18 protein-coding genes and 1 pseudogene are annotated in these 19,656 nt (G+C 36.5%); 3 read left to right on the top strand and 16 right to left on the bottom strand.

The window, feature by feature from the left end; translation table 11 throughout:
* Positions 1-124: 124 nt before the first annotated feature.
* The 3 genes from dctP to BK574_RS19860 all read left to right on the top strand — a co-directional run bounded on the left by dctP (position 125) and on the right by BK574_RS19860 (position 3,030).
* Positions 125-1,150, top strand: coding sequence for a TRAP transporter substrate-binding protein DctP (gene dctP / locus BK574_RS19870; protein ID WP_078429796.1), 1,026 nt, complete (start codon positions 125-127; stop codon positions 1,148-1,150).
* A 133-nt stretch (positions 1,151-1,283) separates the two neighbouring features.
* Entirely contained in the window at positions 1,284-1,748 is a 465-nt protein-coding gene (locus BK574_RS19865) for a TRAP transporter small permease (RefSeq protein ID WP_158211701.1), read from the top strand.
* A gap of 13 nt (positions 1,749-1,761) precedes the next feature.
* Positions 1,762-3,030, top strand: coding sequence for a TRAP transporter large permease (locus tag BK574_RS19860; protein ID WP_338020605.1), 1,269 nt, complete (start codon positions 1,762-1,764; stop codon positions 3,028-3,030).
* A 251-nt stretch (positions 3,031-3,281) separates the two neighbouring features.
* Here BK574_RS19860 and tnpC read toward each other — a convergent pair.
* The 16 genes and pseudogenes from tnpC to BK574_RS19780 form a co-directional block, all read right to left on the bottom strand.
* Positions 3,282-4,754, bottom strand: a pseudogene (gene tnpC / locus BK574_RS19855) (IS66 family transposase); the annotation flags it as partial.
* 36 nt (positions 4,755-4,790) lie between these two features.
* Entirely contained in the window at positions 4,791-6,584 is a 1,794-nt protein-coding gene (locus tag BK574_RS19850; protein ID WP_078429793.1) for a DNA polymerase, read from the bottom strand.
* Between the two features lie 5 nt (positions 6,585-6,589).
* Positions 6,590-7,138, bottom strand: a complete 549-nt coding sequence (locus BK574_RS19845; protein WP_078429792.1) for a DUF2815 family protein — start codon at positions 7,136-7,138, stop codon at positions 6,590-6,592.
* Positions 7,139-7,155: 17 nt separating this feature from the next.
* Complete coding sequence (locus BK574_RS19840) at positions 7,156-8,319, bottom strand: DUF2800 domain-containing protein (RefSeq protein ID WP_238458055.1); 1,164 nt, start codon at positions 8,317-8,319, stop codon at positions 7,156-7,158.
* 20 nt (positions 8,320-8,339) lie between these two features.
* A complete protein-coding gene (locus tag BK574_RS19835) occupies positions 8,340-8,684 on the bottom strand; it encodes a hypothetical protein (RefSeq protein WP_078429790.1) in 345 nt (114 codons plus the stop codon).
* A complete protein-coding gene (locus tag BK574_RS27920; protein WP_169917358.1) occupies positions 8,677-8,835 on the bottom strand; it encodes a hypothetical protein in 159 nt (52 codons plus the stop codon). Before BK574_RS27920 ends, BK574_RS19835 begins: the two co-directional genes overlap by 8 nt.
* A gap of 75 nt (positions 8,836-8,910) precedes the next feature.
* Positions 8,911-9,342 carry a sigma factor-like helix-turn-helix DNA-binding protein gene (locus BK574_RS19830; RefSeq protein WP_078429789.1) on the bottom strand — a complete coding sequence of 144 codons (432 nt, stop codon included), beginning with the start codon at positions 9,340-9,342 and terminating at the stop codon, positions 8,911-8,913.
* Positions 9,343-10,078: 736 nt separating this feature from the next.
* Positions 10,079-10,834, bottom strand: coding sequence for an IS21-like element helper ATPase IstB (gene istB / locus BK574_RS19820; protein WP_420796988.1), 756 nt, complete (start codon positions 10,832-10,834; stop codon positions 10,079-10,081).
* Positions 10,831-12,378 (bottom strand): IS21 family transposase, encoded by a 1,548-nt coding sequence (gene istA / locus BK574_RS19815; protein WP_078427834.1) that lies wholly within the window; start codon positions 12,376-12,378, stop codon positions 10,831-10,833. The genes istB and istA overlap by 4 nt, the downstream gene beginning before the upstream one ends.
* A 32-nt stretch (positions 12,379-12,410) precedes the next feature.
* A complete protein-coding gene (locus tag BK574_RS19810; RefSeq protein ID WP_078429788.1) occupies positions 12,411-12,713 on the bottom strand; it encodes a hypothetical protein in 303 nt (100 codons plus the stop codon).
* 222 nt (positions 12,714-12,935) lie between these two features.
* Positions 12,936-13,133, bottom strand: coding sequence for a hypothetical protein (locus BK574_RS19805; protein ID WP_078429787.1), 198 nt, complete (start codon positions 13,131-13,133; stop codon positions 12,936-12,938).
* A 37-nt stretch (positions 13,134-13,170) separates the two neighbouring features.
* Positions 13,171-15,027, bottom strand: a complete 1,857-nt coding sequence (locus BK574_RS19800; protein WP_078429786.1) for an N-6 DNA methylase — start codon at positions 15,025-15,027, stop codon at positions 13,171-13,173.
* A gap of 177 nt (positions 15,028-15,204) precedes the next feature.
* The gene (gene galU / locus BK574_RS19795) at positions 15,205-16,110 is read right to left on the bottom strand and encodes a UTP--glucose-1-phosphate uridylyltransferase GalU (RefSeq protein ID WP_078429785.1); all 906 of its coding nucleotides are present in this window, start codon (positions 16,108-16,110) and stop codon (positions 15,205-15,207) included.
* Positions 16,097-17,119 carry a UDP-glucose 4-epimerase GalE gene (gene galE / locus BK574_RS19790; protein ID WP_078429784.1) on the bottom strand — a complete coding sequence of 341 codons (1,023 nt, stop codon included), beginning with the start codon at positions 17,117-17,119 and terminating at the stop codon, positions 16,097-16,099. The genes galU and galE overlap by 14 nt, the downstream gene beginning before the upstream one ends.
* A gap of 114 nt (positions 17,120-17,233) precedes the next feature.
* Complete coding sequence (locus BK574_RS19785) at positions 17,234-18,259, bottom strand: GDP-mannose 4,6-dehydratase (RefSeq protein ID WP_078429783.1); 1,026 nt, start codon at positions 18,257-18,259, stop codon at positions 17,234-17,236.
* Entirely contained in the window at positions 18,234-19,610 is a 1,377-nt protein-coding gene (locus BK574_RS19780; protein ID WP_078429782.1) for a UDP-glucose dehydrogenase family protein, read from the bottom strand. Before BK574_RS19780 ends, BK574_RS19785 begins: the two co-directional genes overlap by 26 nt.
* Positions 19,611-19,656 lie beyond the last annotated feature (46 nt).

Here is a 19,656-nt window from a genome sequence, read left to right as displayed (position 1 = left end):
AAGGTATAATAAATCTACTGTACCGTAAAAGTGTTAACATTCTAGTAAGGCTGCTCTATGTTTATTTCAATTATTAACCAAAAGTGAAAAAAGGTAAGAAAGATAAACATTGGGAGGAATTAGTGTGAAAAAAAGATCAATGTTAATTTTATTTGTTATGTTTATTTTAATAGTGGCTGCTTGTAGTAATTCAAATCAGTCTACAGGTACATCAGATGAAAAATTAACTGATACAAAGGAAACAATTACATTAAAATTAGGTCATCCATCACCACCACAACATTCATATGGACTAACTGCAACAGGATTTGCCAACGAGATTGAAGAAGCATCCAATGGAAGATTAATAATTGAAGTGTACGACTCTGGACAATTAGGAGGGCAAAGAGAATTAATTGAAGGCGTTCAAGTTGGAACATTAGATTTAGCAATAGTATCCTCTGGGCCAGTAACAAACTTTGTGGACGAGTTATCTGTTTTAGATTTACCTTTTTTATTTGAAGATATAGATCATGTGCATCGTACACTAGATGGAGGTTTAGGGGAAGTTTTTTCAGAGAAAATGGAGGAAGTAGGGCTAAAAAGTCTAGGATTCCTTGACTTTGGTTTTAAGAATTTTGTGACAACTGGAAAACCGGTATATAGTGCAGAGGATATACGTGGAATGAAAATAAGAGCGCAGGAAAGTCCGATTATTGTAGATACCTATAATAGCTTAGGGGCTGACCCTACAACTATGGATGCTGCAGAAGTGTTTACTTCACTCCAACAAGGTGTTATTAATGCAGGGCAAGATACTTTTGGTGTAGCACAATCATTTAAACTGTATGAGGTTCAAGATTATATCACTAAAGTACCAATGTCCTATGGTGGGGCAGTACTTATGATAAGTCCGATCACGTTTAATTCACTTGACGCTGAATTACAAGCATTATTAATAGAAATAGGAGAAAAAAATGCACTCTTACAACGTCAATTAAATAAAGAATTGGAAGAGGCTGCTGAAAAATATGTTCAAGAGAACGGAATGGAAGTAATTGGTTTAGAAGAAGTGGATATTAAATCGTTTATTAATGCAACAAAGATAGTATACGATAAGTATGGTGAAACATATAGAGATTTAATTGATATTGTAGATAGTCATAGATAAAATAGTAGCTACTTATTAAAACGATACAAAGTAAAGTTTGTATTTTGTTAATTATACAAGAAAGCAAGAGTGAAATCTTGCTTTCTTGTAATTATATGGAGTGAAGAAGATGGGATTTTGGAGTAGGATTCTTATGAATTTAAATCGTTTAACTGAAAGTATTACGATGGTATTTGTAATTGCAATGGTCTGTCTTATTTTTTTACAAATCATGACGCGTTTGTTATTCAATACATCTTTTGTATGGACTGATGAACTAGCTAGGTACCTAATGATCGCTATCATATTCTTAGGTGCATCCCTTGCTTTTCAATATGGGAGCCACATTAGCATAGATTTATTGTCAAATAGATTATCCAATCCTTCAAAAAAAATTTTTCAAACGGTTGTAGCAATGCTATGTATTATTTTTTTAATAGTAATTATTATCAAAGGATTTGAATTAGTAAGTTTAACGCTGGGACAGCGATCTCCAAATTTAAGAATCCCAATGGGGTATATATATAGTGTAATTCCTCTAGCTGGTATTTTACAAATCTTAAATATAATAGATGTAACAATTAAATTTTGGAAAAATGGGGAGATTCAGGAGGAATAAGACATTGATATTGTTGCTTTTAATTATAATGTTATTACTCTTTTTAATAAATGTACCTGTTGCTTTTGCTATTGGCATTTCTACGATGATAATTAGTATTTGGATTTCAGATATAAATCTTTTAAGGTTGATACAGTCGATGTTTTCATCTCTTGATTCCTTTCCTTTAATGGCTGTTCCATTTTTCATATTGGCTGGAAAATTGATGGAATACGGTGGATTGTCTCAGAAGATTGTTGAATTTGCTAGTAGTTTAGTTGGGAACATTAGAGGAGGCTTAGCACACGTTTCCATTGTCGCATGTATGTTTTTTGGTGCTATTTCTGGTTCTTCTGTAGCAACTATAGTTGCGATTGGTTCAATTATGATACCACATATGGTCCAAAGGGGATATGAAAGAAACTTTGCTTCAGCAATTCAAGCGGCAGGAGGGATAACAGGGTCGATTATACCACCAAGTATTCCAATGGTGTTGATAGGCGTTATAGCTGGAATTTCTGTAGGAGACTTATTTATTGCTGGTATTATTCCTGGTATTTTGATTGGACTTTCATTAATGCTTGTTGCTTATTTAGTTTCTTTGAAAAAAGGATATGGTGAAAATGTAGCACAATCTAATAAAAGTATTATAAAAACTTTAAAAGAAAGTTTTTGGGCTTTACTGATGCCACTCATAATATTAGGAGGAATATATGCAGGGATTTTTACTCCAACGGAAGCATCAGTTGTCGCTGTTGTTTATGGATTTTTTGTAGGTGTATTTATTTATAAGCAAATTACTTATAATGTTTTAAAAAAAATCCTTCTATCGACAGTTTTAACTACATCCTCTATTGGTTTAATCATTGCTACTGCATCCTACTTTGGAAGATTGGTAACCTTAGAAAGGGTTCCACACAATATAGCAGAAGCATTAGGTAATGCAAATCTATCACCTTTTACAGTCATGATATTAATCTGTGTTTTTTTACTACTATTAGGGACTTTTATGGATGGGATTGCTGCGTTAATTATTGCGACCCCCATTCTATTCCCAATTGCTCTAGGAATTGGTATGGACCCAGTTCACTTCGGTGTACTAATGGTGGTTAATTTGTCTGTTGGATTACTCACTCCGCCTTTAGGTGTAGGTTTATTTGTAGCTGCTAAAATCGGTAAGGTGAAATATGAATCTATTTTAAGATCTATTATTCCTTTTTTATTAGTTTTAATAATAGACATAATCATAATAGCTTTATTTCCATATATAAGTGTAGGTTTTTCTAATTTTATGAAAAATTAAGTCTATTGATATAGAAAGCCCAAAACAATATAAGTAGAGAAAAACATGTTCAAAAAGGAGCAAATTTTGACTAAAAATAAGAAGGATAATTAAATGAAACTTCTTCTCATCTTAGGAAACGTCTATCTACTTCATAGGTAGGCGTTTTTTAGATTTTCGGTAAGCCCGAACTATAAAAAAATAAACGTACCTTACCGATACGCATGACAAAGAGCCGTATATCTCGATTTTTTATCGAAAATACGGCTATATTATTTTCTGCTACATGCTGCTTGGATCCCTTTTGACCAGGGCATGTATTGATCTAAAATTTCAAGATTTTGATGGATGTCGATGTTCGGCAGATCCGTCAAAAGTTTCTTTATGTATTCGTAGAAATCCACGCCATTACTTTTGGCTGTTTCCGCGAGACTTAAGCAGATAGCGTTGGCTTTTGCACCAGCTTCGCTGACCGAAAATAACCAATTTTTTCGGCCCAAAACATTAGGACGAATGGCGTTCTCTGCCGGATTATTATCGATTTCAATCCGACCATCAGTTAAGAAAGCTTTCAGTCCATTTGCTCGGTTTAATGTGTATTCAGCTGCCTTTGCGAGTGCATTTTTTCCGAAGAATGGTGATGTTTCAACCCAGTTAAGGAATTTCTCCACGATTGGTTTCGAGTATTTTTGGCGCTTTTTTCTGCGCTTGCTCGGAGACAAATGTTTAAATTTCCTTTCCAGTTGATATAACTCATCACAATACTTTACACCGGTTTGGCCATTTTTGCTGTCTGCTTTTAACCAATAGCGACGAACATGTGCCCAACAGTTTGCGAAGGTGATGCCGCCAATTTTATTATAGGCAGAGTAGCCATCACAAATAACTGTTCCAGTATAACCTTCGGTGAAACTTTCAAGAACAGATCGAGCTCGTGATAAGGAGCTTTGAAATAGAATCATTGTGGGGCCTTGGCTTGGTACACTTCGGTATACCCAGTTATAAGCATTCGATTGGCCAGATTTCCCATCCGAACGATTGATAATCTTCGAATATGTCTCATCGACATGCAATACAGATTTAGACATCATCTTGGCTTTCATTCGGTCGTAAATTGGCAATAGCCAATCATGTGCTGCTCGAATAACCCAGTTAGAAAGATTTTTATCATTCGTATCCAGTCCATAACGTCCCCATTCATTTACTTGGCGGTAAAGTGGTAAGTATTGCGCAAATTTATCATAGATGACTTTGGCAAGTACACTAGGGCTTGCTATGCTACGTTGAATAGCTGGTTGTGGCGCTTTCCCACGTTTAATCTGCGCTGGCAGTGATGAGTCGCTTTTACAATTTTTACATTCATAAGCATGTTCAATGTGTTGCACTTTCATCATTTTTGCAGGAATAAATTTGGCCTCTTCACGGGCAATGATACTACCGATTTCGATCATTTGATTTTGACAACAGTCGCAGACTGTCTTTTCAGGGTGATGGTGAATTTCCTCTATCTCCACATCATCACGCAAGGAATTATTTCTTTTCTTTTGAATTTTTCGTACAACAGTATAAGAAATCGTCTGTTGGCTTTGTTCTTCTGTTTGCTCAGGATGACTAAAAGACGGATCATCTTCAAATAATGACAGTTGTCCATCGGGCGTATTATACTTTGACTTTTCAGTCTTAGAGCCATATAAAAGCTTTGTTAAGTGTTGAAGTTGTTGTGTTAACGCTTCTATTTGTTTCGACGATTGATCCCGAAACAAGGTCTGTCCCCCACTGCGTTAATGCTTTACCCTAGTGGGGGTCAGACCCAATGTCATCAAACAATCCCTAGCAATGGCCTGGATAATGTTCTCCGTAAGTTTGCCACCATAAGTAGGAATCCTGCCCCACTGCTTAGAGCCTTGTTCCGTTCCCTCATAAGTGAGTTGTTCCTTTCCAAAACGCTCGTCTATCCCAATTTTCGGTCTAACATAAGCAAGTGAACGACCAGATGGCAGTGTAATAAATAAAATTCCTTTCGTGTAATGAAAGGTCAGTCCATACTGCATCTTCACTACCGCTTTTTCCTTTACAGCTTTTATTGCTGCCGCTTCTATGCCCCACCAAAGTTTCACGATTTTCGGATTTGCTTCTCGCCAAGCGGAAACTAACTCTGGAAGTTCATCTTCGGTCAAACCCATTTCTAAAGCCCCCATCTGCATCAACGCCCCTTTAGAGCCACCGTATCCAAGAGCCAATTCAGCAATTTTACCTTTTTGCCTAAGCAGACTACCTTTATCAATCGTTTCTATTGGTACTTTAAACATCTGTGCAGCAGAGGCTTCATAAATTTTCCCATGAGATTGAAACACATCCATCCGCCATCGCTCCCCTGCAAGCCAAGCAATCACCCTTGCTTCTATTGCTGAAAAGTCTGCTACAACAAAGCGGTTGCCCTTTGATGGAATAAACGTCGTTCGGATTAACTGCGATAATACGTCCGACACACTCTCAAATAGAAGCTCCAATGCTTCGTACTTTCCTGACTCCAATAGTTCTCTTGCAATTTGTAAATCTTTCAAACTGTTTCTTGGTAGGTTATGAATTTGAACAAGTCTACCAGCCCAGCGGCCAGTGCGGTTCGCCCCGTAAAATTGCAACAACCCTCTAATCCTTTGGTCAGGACAGATCGAGCGTTCCATTGCTTCATACTTTTTCACTGATGTTTTGGACATTGCTTGTCTTAATTTCAACAGCCTTTTTACCTCAGGTTTTTCCACGTCACTCATCAGTGTTTCAACATTTTTCTTTGCAAGGCTATCCACTTCTAACCCTTGTTTTAATAACCAACCTTTTAGCTGCGCTGGACTATTCGGGTTTTCGAGTCCTGTTAAACGCACAGCTTCTTCAAAGAGCTTATCCTGAAATGCCTTATCTGCCTGTATGGCATTATTGACTAAGCTATTATCAATAAGGACACCTTCATCATTTATCTTTTGGTCCAACTCCCAAAGCTTCTGTTCTACTTTGGGAATTGGAAAGGCATCTAGCTTCTTTCGGATTTGTCTCTCGACCTCAACGTCCTGTTTGCAATAATCCTTAAAAGTGGCCCATTTATCTAAGTCATGTTCTGGTAGATTACGAGTCCTTCCCTCATTCACTTTGGTAGGTTTACAAGGAACCGAAAAGTAACGAATTAAGGCTTTTCCTTCTTTTATTTTCTGCACTTTCAACCTAAGGCACTTAGCCACCCCATCGAGATTTCCAGGTAAGCCAAGCATTAAGGCATGAACGGATGAACACCGCCACTGATCCGGCGGCATTGATTTACGAAAGTGCTTAGCTAAACAAGTTCGTTCAAAATTAGCATTGTAAGCAGTCTTTAACACTGTTGGATCTGTCATTGCCTTTATGATGTCAGCTGGTACCTTCTCACCTGAAGCTAAATCAACAATATGCACCTCTTCGTCATCATTAAAGGCATAAGCAAATAGAAGAATTTCAAAATCAGACGATTCACAATAGGCATAGACCCCAGATTTAATGAGGTCTACACTACTGTAAGTTTCTATATCAATGGATAATAGTTTCATAGACATCAACCTAAGATGTCATCTTCATCATCGCCACTGTCATCAGCAAAATCATCTTCGGCACTACTGCGACCACCAAGTGGTTCTCCATCATCCGTCTTCATAATGTTTTGAAGTCCAGCGGCAATCCCACGATTTCCATTTACGTTAAATCCATAAAAAGTTAAGCTGACTCTTCCATAACAGCCTGAATAAAAATCACTTTGTTCCATGATTGGATTTAAATCAGCATCCACAATTCCTGGTTTAACCTTGCTGTTGGCATTAATGAAATAAGAACCTGCATACGCCTCATCATCTTCACGGTCTACATCACCGTCACGTAATGGTGTTTTTAAGTTGGAGGGTACCTTACCACCGAACTTGTCCTTGTTTTCTTGAGTGGCTTTTTGAATAGCATCTTTTACTTTTTTGATGGTTTTCTTATCTGATTTTGGGATAATGATACTTAATGAATACTTCAAATCACTTCCATTAACGCTGACTGCTTGATGAACATTCGCATAACTGAACCGTACTGGGTTTTCCTTTGTACCAATCGTTATTTTTACCATAATTTATTTCCTCCTCATTATTGAAAATCTGCTTCAGGCGAAGCCTTTATTTCTGGTCGCTTGTCCTCTTCTGGCACGAGCTTGACCTTGCCCGGCGCTTTTGCAATTAGAGACCCAAGCAACTCTTGAAATGCTTTTTTACCTAGTTCCTTTTCCAGTGTTGTTATCGTGTTAAGTGACTTCTTAAAGATCACTTCACTGTCATATCCAGCAGCAGAAAGTGCTTCAATCACTGCACTTTCATCACTATATTTTCGGCTACCTCTACCCTCGACCAGTTTCATCCCTGGCCATTGCTTGTTTTCATTCATCGCCATAACAAATGCATACTCTTGTATATCTTTTGCCCAGCTCATCAGATGATCGATGGATGTTAACACTTCTACAACTTCATCATCTGTTAGTAACGGAGGTTTCTGAAAATCCATACAAGCAATTTTCAGATTTTCTTCTGCCCTCGCTCTGCAAGAGGCCTTCACCTTACAAAAACGGCAATGCTCACCAGCAATAAAATCTCCGTCACCCTTAAAAGCTAGCTCCGCTCTGGGCTTTACCACTTCTTCTGCCCATTCCAGTAGTTCGTCCACCTGCATTTCGTCGGTGGAGATATTGTCTAACCTCGGTTGCACAATCGTCATCAAAATGGAATCGATATCGAAGAGTACACCAAAGTTGTTTATTGCACCCAAAGCGTACAGGCGCATTTGTGGGTTTTCCACTGCAGAAACCTTGACCCCTTTGCCGCCTTTAAGGTCAATAACTTCTAGCCGATTTCCGTAGATTAAAATTACATCCCCGGTACCGAAAGCATCTGGAACCCACGGGCTAAAGTCTACTTTTTCCTCAATAAGGATGAGCGGGTCCTTACTTGTTGCCCTAGCCTCATTCATTTTTTCAGTAACAACATCCACATAGATTTGTACAGCTTGTTCGATTTCTGAGTTATAAAATTCATTTTGTTTCATCTGCTTCAGCTTTTTGTTTAACTGAGCTTTTGTCATCTGTTTTAATTCATAAGACAAATAAAGTTCCGACAGCTCATGCATAAAAGTCCCCTCTCTGGCATAAACACTCGTTTCTTCCTCGTACTGTTCACCGAGTCGAATGCTTGGTGTACAAGCTAACCACTGTCTTGCTTTAGAGGCCCCTAAACTAGCATGGGCCCGTTCTGAATGATTCACAGATCCAACTCCCGTGTTTTTCATCCAAGTTTCCCCGCTTCTTCTAAAAGCTCTGGATACTTTTCAACTGGGATGTCACTTAATTTCTTTGCTCCAAAACTTGTAATTAGCTCTTTCACTTGCGCCTGTTTTCCATCTTGAGAAAGTGCTGCAAGTTTTGCCCTGACATCTTCCAATGTTGGCAGCTTAGCTTTTTGAGGTTGTGTTGTTTTCTTCGGTTCCTTGTTTTCCTTTGCTCCCTTTTTCTCTTCAGGGGCTGCGGAATCCGTTTGATTGTTTTCTATTGCAAATACTAATGTTTCAATACTTCCTGCTAGATTTCGTAAGTCGGTCACTACATCAAGTGCAAGTTTCGTTTTACTCATTTGCTTTTTCTCCTTTCTTCTCATTTTGTTCATCAAGCTGGCTCAGTCGATTAGCTAGCCTTTTAGAAACAATACTGATAGCCGTAAGAACACCAACCATTTCTTCCTGCATATCTTTATTAACACCTTGTTGCTTCACTTGTGTTGTCATCCCCTTCACCTCCTCACATTGAATATTGCCCTTCACTTATTAGCCAACGGGGTTGGTTGTTTGGAAACCAAATTTTCAAAAAAACTTTTTCAGTTTGTCTAAAATTTTTTTATGGCGTTTTACGACTGCCATGTGTGAGACGCCTATTTCTTTTCCAATTGCTCTTGTAGTTAAATTTTTATAGTAAAGATCCTCAATCAACTTTTGTTCCTCACGATCTAGCTCTGCAACAGCTTCCTGCAAGATTAATAGAGTTGCTTTATCACAAAGAATTTCCTCGATTATTTGGTCATCATTAAAATCTGTACCTTGATCCATCAAACGATTGATTGAATCCTCTTTGCTTGGGATATATTCAACCTTTTCCGCCTCTGGATTAACAACTATACGTCCTACTTTAATATCCTTTTCCATGTAACGTTCACGTCGATCCATTCTGTAATACTCTTTGTAAATCTCTTCACTTACTTTCACTTTCTCCTTGCCGATATAGATGAATTTACTCATTCTCTTTTTCCTCCCTGACCGGCAAGGAGCCGTCAGGAAAAAAGAGACAAAAAATAACCGGACAATAGCTTTCCTGAATAAATCTCAGGATTAACCATTGTCCGGCCATTAGGTAGTTCACCACGACTCCGTTGCTCGGTACAAAATATTTAAGATCCAAGGAACACAAAAACCGGGTAATCACTTCAAAAAGAAGCGACTATCCGGCCTGGGTAATTCCTTTGATTCCTCGCTCGGTATAATCGTGGTATGAACTTTTAAATCAACATAAAAAAGGCCGGATACTATCATCACAATCGATAGTATCCGGCCCTTAAGGTAGCTCGGTGACTTTTATTATTCACTGGCTCCATATCGTCTCGGTATAGCTTTTCCACTTTGAGTATTGCGGACAGATTGAGCCATTAGTGCGGAGATTTGAGCCACTATTTGCGGTCAACTGAGCCATTAAGTGTGGGGGCGAGAGCCACTTTTATCAAAGTAGTTAATAATATAAACAACCACTGGAACTTCACTTGCTCCAATGGCTGTTTATATTATTATTTAAATCTCTTATCTCTTATCTCTTAATTCCTTATCAATAATCTCAATAGCCCGGCTAACTAGTTCATCCTATCCTCTTCGTCGTTCCAAATGCAGGAGGGTAATAGTGTTGCCTCTAGAGCCTTCTGTATCTCATCAGGTAAATACCTATGAAGAAAATATCCAGCTGTACGATTTTCAACTTCTAGTGGAATCATTTTGATACCCTCAATCCATGACGTTCCCTCATCGAAACTTCACCATCAACTAGAATCTTATATGAATCATGAACGATTCTGTCAAGAATCGCATCTGCTATTTGTGCCTGTCCTAGTTTTGAATGCCATCCCTCAGGTGAGAATTGGGAACAGAAAATAGTAGAGGCTCTTTTGAGCCTTGCTTCAATAATCTCCAACACATGCAGTATATTTTCCTCTGAAAGCTCTGTTAGTAGCCACTCATCCAGGATTAATAAATCAATCTTTTTGTATTTCTGAATTAACTTACGGAAGCTGCCATCTGCTTCATACTTTGCTACAGCTAATTCATCTAGTAATTCTGGTAACCTTATATATTTCACTTTATAAAATTGGCGACATGCATGTACCCCAAAGGCATTGGATATCCATGTCTTTCCGTTCCCAGAGGCGCCCATTAAAATGATGTTATGGTGATTTTGAAGGTAATTCCCAGTTGCTAACTCTAATATTTGATTCTTATCCAAATTACGATCCGGATGATATTCGATATCTTCAATAGCTGCTGTTGGTTCGCTGAGTGTAGCCTGTTTAATTAGTCGTTCAAGTCGATTCGATTTACGTCTATCATATTCATAATCTACCAGGAGATTGAACCTATCATCAAAATCCATGTCCCTATAATCGTTATTCTGCTTTTGCTGCTGATATAATTCCGCCATCGCACCCATTTTCATTTCTACTAGTTTACGTAAAGTTTCTTGGTTCATTATTTTGTATCCCTCCCAAAGTATTTAGCTCCACGGACAAATCCATAGTCGTCAGATGTAGTGCGAGGTCTGTTAATATCCGTTTTTTTAGTTTGTTTTTTCTTCTTATTTCTTTCTACTACACTTTTAAAGACAGAAACCGTTGGGTTTGTTGAAATTTCAAGTAAGGTTTCTGTTGCTTTCTCTATTTCTTCATTTGGGTATTTCTTAGCTATATTCCTCAGTGTGCTAAGGCTATTTAATGCTTTTTTCTCTACATTCATTTCTAAGATATGAGAGACAAATTGAGTCATAGATGGTCCAATTGTTTCTGCCCACTTCCGGTTATTTTCTGGATTATGATCTAAATATAATCGGTGATTGTCAGGCATGTGATCTGGATTGGTCTCTAACTGGCCAATTTCACCATGTTGTCGTTTATGGGATGCAATCCGTACTTCTTTGAAGTAAACTTCAATTAAATCCGTAGTCAGTCGAACATCGACATTCTCTCGGACATAATCATATGGAACGGAATAATACATTCGATCAACTTGGATGTGGTAGTTCAGTTGAACTTTTGCTGTTTTCCATTCCGCAAGTTTATACCTTGTTTGAGGAAGCTGTTGAAGGTAGGATTTCTCTTCTTCCTCAAACACCTTTTTACGCGAACCTGGTCGCTTTTGAAATTCAGTGGTATTGATTTCTTCTAATTTTTCAAAGATTTTCTGGTTTAAATCTTGAAGATGAAAACACTGATAGTTTCTTAGTGGAGCGATAATCTGTCTGGAAATATATCCAACAGTGCCTTCGACACTCGCTTTATCTTTTGGCCTTCGAACACGGCTTGGAACAATGACAGTACGGTAGTAATCTGCCATTTCACGATAGGCTTCATTTAGAAGAGGCTCTTCCCGATGTGCTTTCGTAACCCCTGTTTTCAAATTATCAGGAACCATTGTTTCAGGAACTCCATCAAAATACTCCAATGCATGAATATGAGCGATAAGCCAATTAGCTGATTTCATATCTAAAAAAGCTTCAACATAACTGAACTGGCTATAAGGTAAGGTCGCAATAAAAACATACGCTGGAATCGTTTCGCCTGTAGAACGATCATTTATCTTTAGTGTCGTCCCAGCCCAATCTACTTCCATGACTTCACCTGGCTTTCTACGAATAGGCATAGTTAACTTATACTTTTTCGCATATTTCCCATAGTTTTCACAAAATGTACGATAGGCATAGGGAATCTTGCCGCCTTCCCGTGCCTCTGTGGAATACTCGTGATGTAACAGGGACAGGGTTACATTCTTCTTTTGTAGTTCCTTATGCACTCTTTCCCAATCAATTGGGAAGTACCCTTTCTCAACAGCCTGTTTCTCTGGGAAGAGAAACGCTTCTAGCCATGGATTGGTCATGGTGTCATTCAAGCTTTCTACACCAAGTTTTTTGGCACGTTGAACAACATCTGAAACTGTATTCCTTGAGTGCCCAGTGCTAGAACTAATCGTTCTTTGACTAACTTCTTCAAGATAAAGTTCCAGAATCTTACGGTAATTAACCATAAAAAGCCTCCTGTATAATAATGTCATGCTTGCTAGCATGCAAGGTTATTATACAGGAGGCTTTTCTTTATTCTATTTATAGTGGCGCAGCATTCCGCAAAGGGTGGCTCTTTACGCCGCAATGACTGGCTCAAAACTCCGCATAAGTGGCTCATTTTCTCTGCAATAATCACACTTAATAACTTAAATTCATTTTTATCTAAATCTACTTCCCATACCCTTTTACATCTTTGGCATTTGGATTGAACTTGACCTTTCGCTCCTTCAACCTTATCTAAAAGTCTATTACTGCAGACAGGGCATTCTACTCGTTGAATATTAGATTTAATATTCATTTATTTTCCTCCCAACTGTGATGTTCAAAAATACATCTGTTAATTTATTTGCCACTACATATTTACATTTTATATAAGAACGTATGTTCTGTATAGTGTTAAAAAGTGAAAAAACTTTGCCAATGCTAAAATTGCTTTCGAACCATTTTTTACAGAAACAAAAAAAGAGCCGGATAACCATTAGATCATTTCTAACAGTTATCCGGCCCTTAAGGTAGCTACTCAGGCTCCTTCTTGTCTCGGTATAAAAGGTTTTCCACTTATAAACTTAATTTTATTTGTGCCTAAATCTACTTCCCATACCCTTCTACATTTAAAGCACTTTGGCTGTACTGGACCTTTTGCACCTATTCCTTTATCTATTAGTTTGTTGCTGCATGCTGGACAATTTACTCTTGTAAGAATCGATTTTTCTTTCATATTTTTCTCCTTTCGATTTCATCCGTATTTTAGATTATTACTTCGAAATGGACCACCCTAATCGCCCCATTAGTTCCTCTCTATTGTTCTCAAACCTCATGGTTGCTTCGCTAATGGTTCTCTCATATTCCATCTTATTTCTTTTTATATCATTGCCAATATCATTCATGTACTTGATATCGAACATTGGTATTTCTAGTCTTTCTAATTGAGATGTATTTAATAGTTTTATGGTCGTTCCCGTTTGTAGACCCTCTATCATTTTAATTCCAACCTCACTTTGCAAGAACTCATATAATACATAAGGATCATATTTACTAGTGTCGACACGTATTCTTGTTAAATTTCCACTAATAAATGCTTGAGCACAATCATCTTCCACAATCGCAACTTTAACTGTCGATCCTTTAGAAGTAAGGAGGATATCATTTGGCTCTATATCATATCTACCTAGCCAATCGTGTCTCTTATAAGTAAGCAGAGAAGCCTCATCATAATAAATCCTTCCATCATCAATATCCTTAACATTCAGAAGAAAGTGTGTAGGATCTTGTGATAATCTTTCTAAATCCCCTTTTGACACTTGAACCCCTCTAACAATATCAGCTACTTCTTTTAATGGTATAGATCGTTCAAATGTGTTTTTTAACACGTCGAAGTCTAGATATTCTTTCGGATTTAATGTGTGGTTATATTCTTTTATTTTTTCCAAGTCGACAAAAATACTAAAATGATCCTCTTCAACTCCAAGATGATAATATTCTAATACCTTGTTAATTCCATCTAAGCTAATGGCATGTTGATTTTTATTTAGCCTATATCCGTATTCACTGGCGTTTATGAACAAAATTTTATTTTTTCGATTTTCATCTTTATTTTTATTAAATATTATCAACTCAGTCCCAATACTCGATTTTTCGTAAAGATTGTCGGGCAAAGTGATAATACTTTCTATCAGATCATCTTCCAAAACGCCTCTTCTAATATGACCTTCATTACTTCTAACTAATGTTCCTTTTGTTCCAACAACAACACCTATACCATTATCATTTAAATGGTGTATCACATTTTGGCAAAATGCCCAATCTGCACTGCTGCGGGACGGCACACCATATTTAAACCTTGAATCATTACTTTTAAAGCTGATATCATAGTTCATAACTTGTGGAAAATCTGAAACAATAAAATCAAATTTCAAATCTCGGTTTCTATCGTCATCGCTACTTAGCACATCTTTATTGTTAATTTCATAATTTTCAATTCCATTTACGATCATGAGCAATTTTGAAATTAAGTAATTAGATGTGTTTATTTCTTCCCCGTAATAATGCAAATCTCTGTCTATTCTATTGTATTCTGATTCCTTATGTTCAAATATATATACTGCTACTCCAGACATACCTGAACAGTAATCAGCAAAACTTTTAATTCTTTGGAAATCAGTTATTCCTAAGATAATTTCTTTTATACTCTCTGGTGTTTCTGTAAATCCACTCATTTTAGTTCCGGTTGACGTTAGTTTGTTAATGAATTTTCTTATTTCCCCTTCTTCGACGTTTTCAATGATATGAAAGATATGTTTAAGTTTTTTATTTTCGGATTTATCTTTGTAAATAAACACCTTGTCCATCAAACCAGTTAAAATCCCATCAAACTCTTCAAATTGGTGCTCAAACGATTTCAATTCATCTCGCAATAACATAAATGAACTGTGTTCATTTAGAAACCTTCTATACCTTAAATTTGATGAATTATATTCTTCATTCATATTTATCCATGAAATTGTCGCGACTCCTAGTATGATATAAAATGACTGCTCTTGACTAAAAGTTCCACGTAGTTCTTCAAAACACGAATTAATTATGGCTTCATATTTATCATTCAAGTTATACATAACACACCTCCTTGTTAGGTATGTGAATACCTTAAGTTAATAATATCACTTGTTATATTTTCCCGTCAACATATTTTTTAGGTATTCACATACCTATAGTCATTAAACAAAAAAAATCCGCCAAGCATTTAAGCTCAACGGAGAATATATATCAAAAATAACAATGAACCTATTCACTTAAACACCAACAGGTTCTTCTACTCTTTCTTCCTTCGTTTCTTTTTCAATTGTTTTAACTAAATAGTTAAGGAAATCTTCTCGTAAATCTTCTCTACGAAGTGCAAACTCTACTGTTGCTTGTAGGAAACCTTGCTTGTCCCCAACATCATATCTTTTTCCTTCAAAAGTATAGGCGTACATAGCTTCTCTTTGAGCTAGCACTTTAAGAGCATCAGTTAATTGAATCTCTCCACCTTTTCCAGGCTCAGTCTGTTCTAAAATATCAAAAATTGCTGGAGTGATTACATATCTGCCAAGAATAGCTATATTAGATGGGGCTTCTTCTACTGCAGGTTTTTCTACTAACCCGTTAACCTTGTATACTGTATCCTCTATTTGCTTTCCATCAACTACACCATATTTACTAACATCTTCTAGCGGGATCTCTTGAACTCCTAGAATAGTAGTCTTATATTGCTCATACATTTCCGTCATTTGTTGAAGACAAGGTTTATTATTTTCAACAATGTCATCCCCTAACATAACAGCAAATGGTTCATTTCCTATAAAACTTTTTGCACAGTAAATAGCATGCCCTAAACCTTTAGGTTCCTTCTGACGTATGAAATGAATATTCACTAAATCAGAGATCTTTCTAACTTCTTCTAATAATTCATATTTTCCTTTTGCTTCTAATTCGAATTCTAACTCTACTGACTTATCAAAATGGTCCTCAATGCTTTTTTTATTTCTTCCAGTAATAATGAGAATTTCTTCAATCCCGGACTTTACTGCTTCTTCAATAATATATTGTAATGTAGGCTTGTCCACTATTGGTAACATTTCCTTTGGTTGTGCTTTCGTCGCTGGTAGAAATCTAGTTCCAAGACCTGCAGCTGGTATAATTGCCTTACGTACTTGCACCTCTAACACTCTCCTTTGGAATTTTTTTATTATATCCTGTAGGGTTATTTACATGCCAATTCCATGCATCACCTATAATTTTTTCTAAAGAATCATACTTTGGAATCCAGCCTAAAACATTTTTAGCTTTTTCTGATGAAGCAATTAAAACTGCTGGGTCTCCTGCTCTTCTTTCTTTTACTTCAGCTGGAATTGGATGGTTAGTTAACTTTCTTGCTACTTCAATAACTTCTTTAACTGAGTATCCATTTCCATTACCTAAATTAAAAATATCACTGGAATGATTTTTCCTTAAATACTCTAATGATAAATAGTGAGCTGACGCAAGGTCCAACACATGAATATAGTCCCTAACGCAAGTCCCATCTTCTGTTGAATAATCATCACCAAACATGAAAATCTTATCTCGTTTACCTAATGGAACCTGTAAAATTAATGGAATAAGATGTGTTTCTGGATTATGATCTTCACCAATTTTTCCACTCTCATGTGCCCCAGCAGCATTAAAGTACCTAAGAGAAACATACTTAATACCATAACCTTGCTCAAACCATTTCATCATCTTTTCCATTGCAAGTTTAGTTTCACCATAGGTATTAGTTGGGTTAGTCTCATCCTCTTCCAATATGGGAATATTTTTGGGCTCACCATAAGTAGCTGCTGTTGAAGAAAATACTATTTTACGAACATTGTTATCCTTCATTACATTTAAAAGACACATCATACCATATACATTATTATTGTAATATTCATACGGATTTTCCATACTTTCGCCAACTAAAGAATTAGCTGCAAAATGTATAACGGCTTCTATGTTATATCTTTTAAATATTCTATCTAAAGCCTCTTGATCCCTAAGGTCAATTTGGTAAAGATTATCTATATCAACAGCGTTTCTATGACCGCTCTGCAAGTTGTCTACAACAACAACATCTTCATTCTGGTCTAAAAAAAACCTTACTGTATGGGAACCGATGTAGCCGGCTCCTCCAGTGATTAATATCGACATAAATATTTCCACCTCACTATATATAAAAATTTCATAAAAAAAGAGTGATTTTGTTTAAACATCACTCACATTTAGGAAGTTAATCTATAATTAATTACTTTTAATTTTTACTCTCTACTTCTTCATATAATAATCTACGTACCAATTAGCAAATTTTTGCAGTCCTTCTTCTATCGAAGTCTCAGGTTTGAAACCAACAGCATTTTGTAACAAATCTGTCGAAGCATAAGTAGCCGGTACATCACCTGGTTTAATAGGCTCAAAAATCTTCTCAAATTGAACTTCTTTCCCTAATGCATTAGTCAATGCTTTTTCAAGTGTTTCGATAAATAGCATCAACTTTTCTGGACTGTTATTCCCTATATTATATATTTTATGTTGAACATCGCCTTCAGGTGGATTACTTAATAATCGTTCAATTCCTTCAACGATGTCATCAATATAAGTAAAGTCTCGATAAAGGTCATTTTCAAAATCACCGTTATTGAATATTTTAATTGGCTCACCAGCAAAATATTTTTCAGTAAACCCAAAGTAAGCCATGTCCGGTCGCCCCATTGGACCATAAACTGTAAAGAAGCGAAGACCTGTTGCTGGTATTTTATAAAGGTGACTATAGGTATGTGCCATTAATTCGTTTGATTTCTTTGAAGCAGCATAGAGTGAAACTGGATTATCAACAAAATCTGTTTCTTCAAAAGGAATCTTTTTATTTGCCCCATAAACAGAACTAGAAGACGCATATACACAGTGCTCCACCGGATTATACCTGCATGCCTCAAGTATGTTATAAAAACCAATGATATTACTTTGAATATAAACATCTGGATTCTCTATCGAATAGCGAACACCTGCTTGAGCTGCCAGGTTTATTACGACATTAGGCTTATATTTTTCAAAGGTATTCATAATCATTTCTTTATCAGATATATCACCTTTTATGAAAGTGAACTTTTCATAAGGTTCAAGTTGGTTTAAGCGAGTGTATTTAAGGTTTACGTCATAATAATCATTGATATTATCAATACCAATAACTCTACAGTCCTGTTCTAGTAATTTTTTTGATAAGTAAAAACCGATAAAACCTGCTGCACCAGTAATAAGATATGTTTTACTATGATCGAGAGTTTTGTAGTTCATGTTTCTTCGACTCCTTTATAGTCTCTCTAGTTGCAGGTCTTCTTCCAATTGAATGATACTCCACATCTACCTTTTGCATCTCTTCAACTCTATAGATATTTCTACCATCATAAACTAAAGGGGTTCTCATCAACTTCTTATAAGCTTCTGGCTTTATTGCTTTAATTTCTCCCCATTCAGTAAAAATAAAACAAACATTTGCTCCGTCTAACGCTTGTTCAACATTGGAGATATACGTGATACTACCTTTCCCTTTCTTACCTTCTGGATATAATTTAGCAAAATTATCCACTCCAACAGGGTCATAAGCATAAATATCTGCACCTTGTTCTAATAATAAAGGCACATTCTCCAAAGATGCGGCTTCCCTTAAATCATCCGTTCCGGGTTTAAAAGTCAAACCTAGCACAGCTACCTTTAAGCCATTAAATGTAATAAGTCTTTTACTAGCTTTCTTATATAACGTTGTTTTCTGTACTTTATTGACATCAATAGCAGCTTTAACTGTTTTAAGTTCATATCCATTTTGTTTAGCAATATAATCTAATGCTTTTGTGTCCTTTGGAAAACATGAACCACCAAATCCAATTCCTGCATTTAAAAACTTGCTTCCAATTCTCTCGTCATAACTCATTCCTTTTGCAACATCCTGAATATCTGCCCCAACCAATTCACAAAGATTAGCTATATCATTCATATAAGAAATTTTTAATGCAAGAAAATCATTGGATGCATATTTTATCATTTCTGCCGATCTTCTATTTACTGAAACAATCGGCAACTGAAACGGTTCATAAATTTTCGTTAACAAATCTTCAGCCCATTTACTCTCCGTCCCAATAATGATTCTTTCAGCATGAAGAGTATCATGAACGGCAGATCCTTGTGCTAAGAATTCCGGGTTTGATGCTACTTCTACTTTTACATCTTCGACTAAAAAATCCTGAATAAACTGATCCACTTTATCGTTCGTTCCTACTGGAACTGTGGATTTTACTACAACTAAACAGTCTTTTTCTACTGATTCAGCGATTTGTCTTGCAGCTGTTGCTATAAATGATAGATTTGCAGAACCATCAGGTTGTTCTGGAGTCCCTACACCAATAAAAACTGCATCAGCATCCTTGTATGCTTTTCTATAATCAGTTGTATAATCAATACGTCCTGCAGAATAATTTTTTTTCATTAATTCTTCTAGATCCGTTTCATAAATTGGAGAAATGCCAGCCTTCATTAGCTTCACTTTTTCTTCATCGATATCGACACAGGTTACTCGGTGACCTACTTCCGCAAAACAAACACCAGCCACTAAGCCAACATATCCCGTTCCCGCTACTGCTATTTTATACATAGTTTCACCCATCTTTTAATTTATTGAATAAGTGTTATAAATATAA

Origin of the sequence: Alkalihalobacterium alkalinitrilicum, from assembly GCF_002019605.1 — a bacterium.
GTDB classification, from domain to species: domain Bacteria; phylum Bacillota; class Bacilli; order Bacillales; family Bacillaceae_F; genus Alkalihalobacterium; species Alkalihalobacterium alkalinitrilicum.
This window is presented reverse-complemented; position numbering and strand designations above follow the sequence as displayed.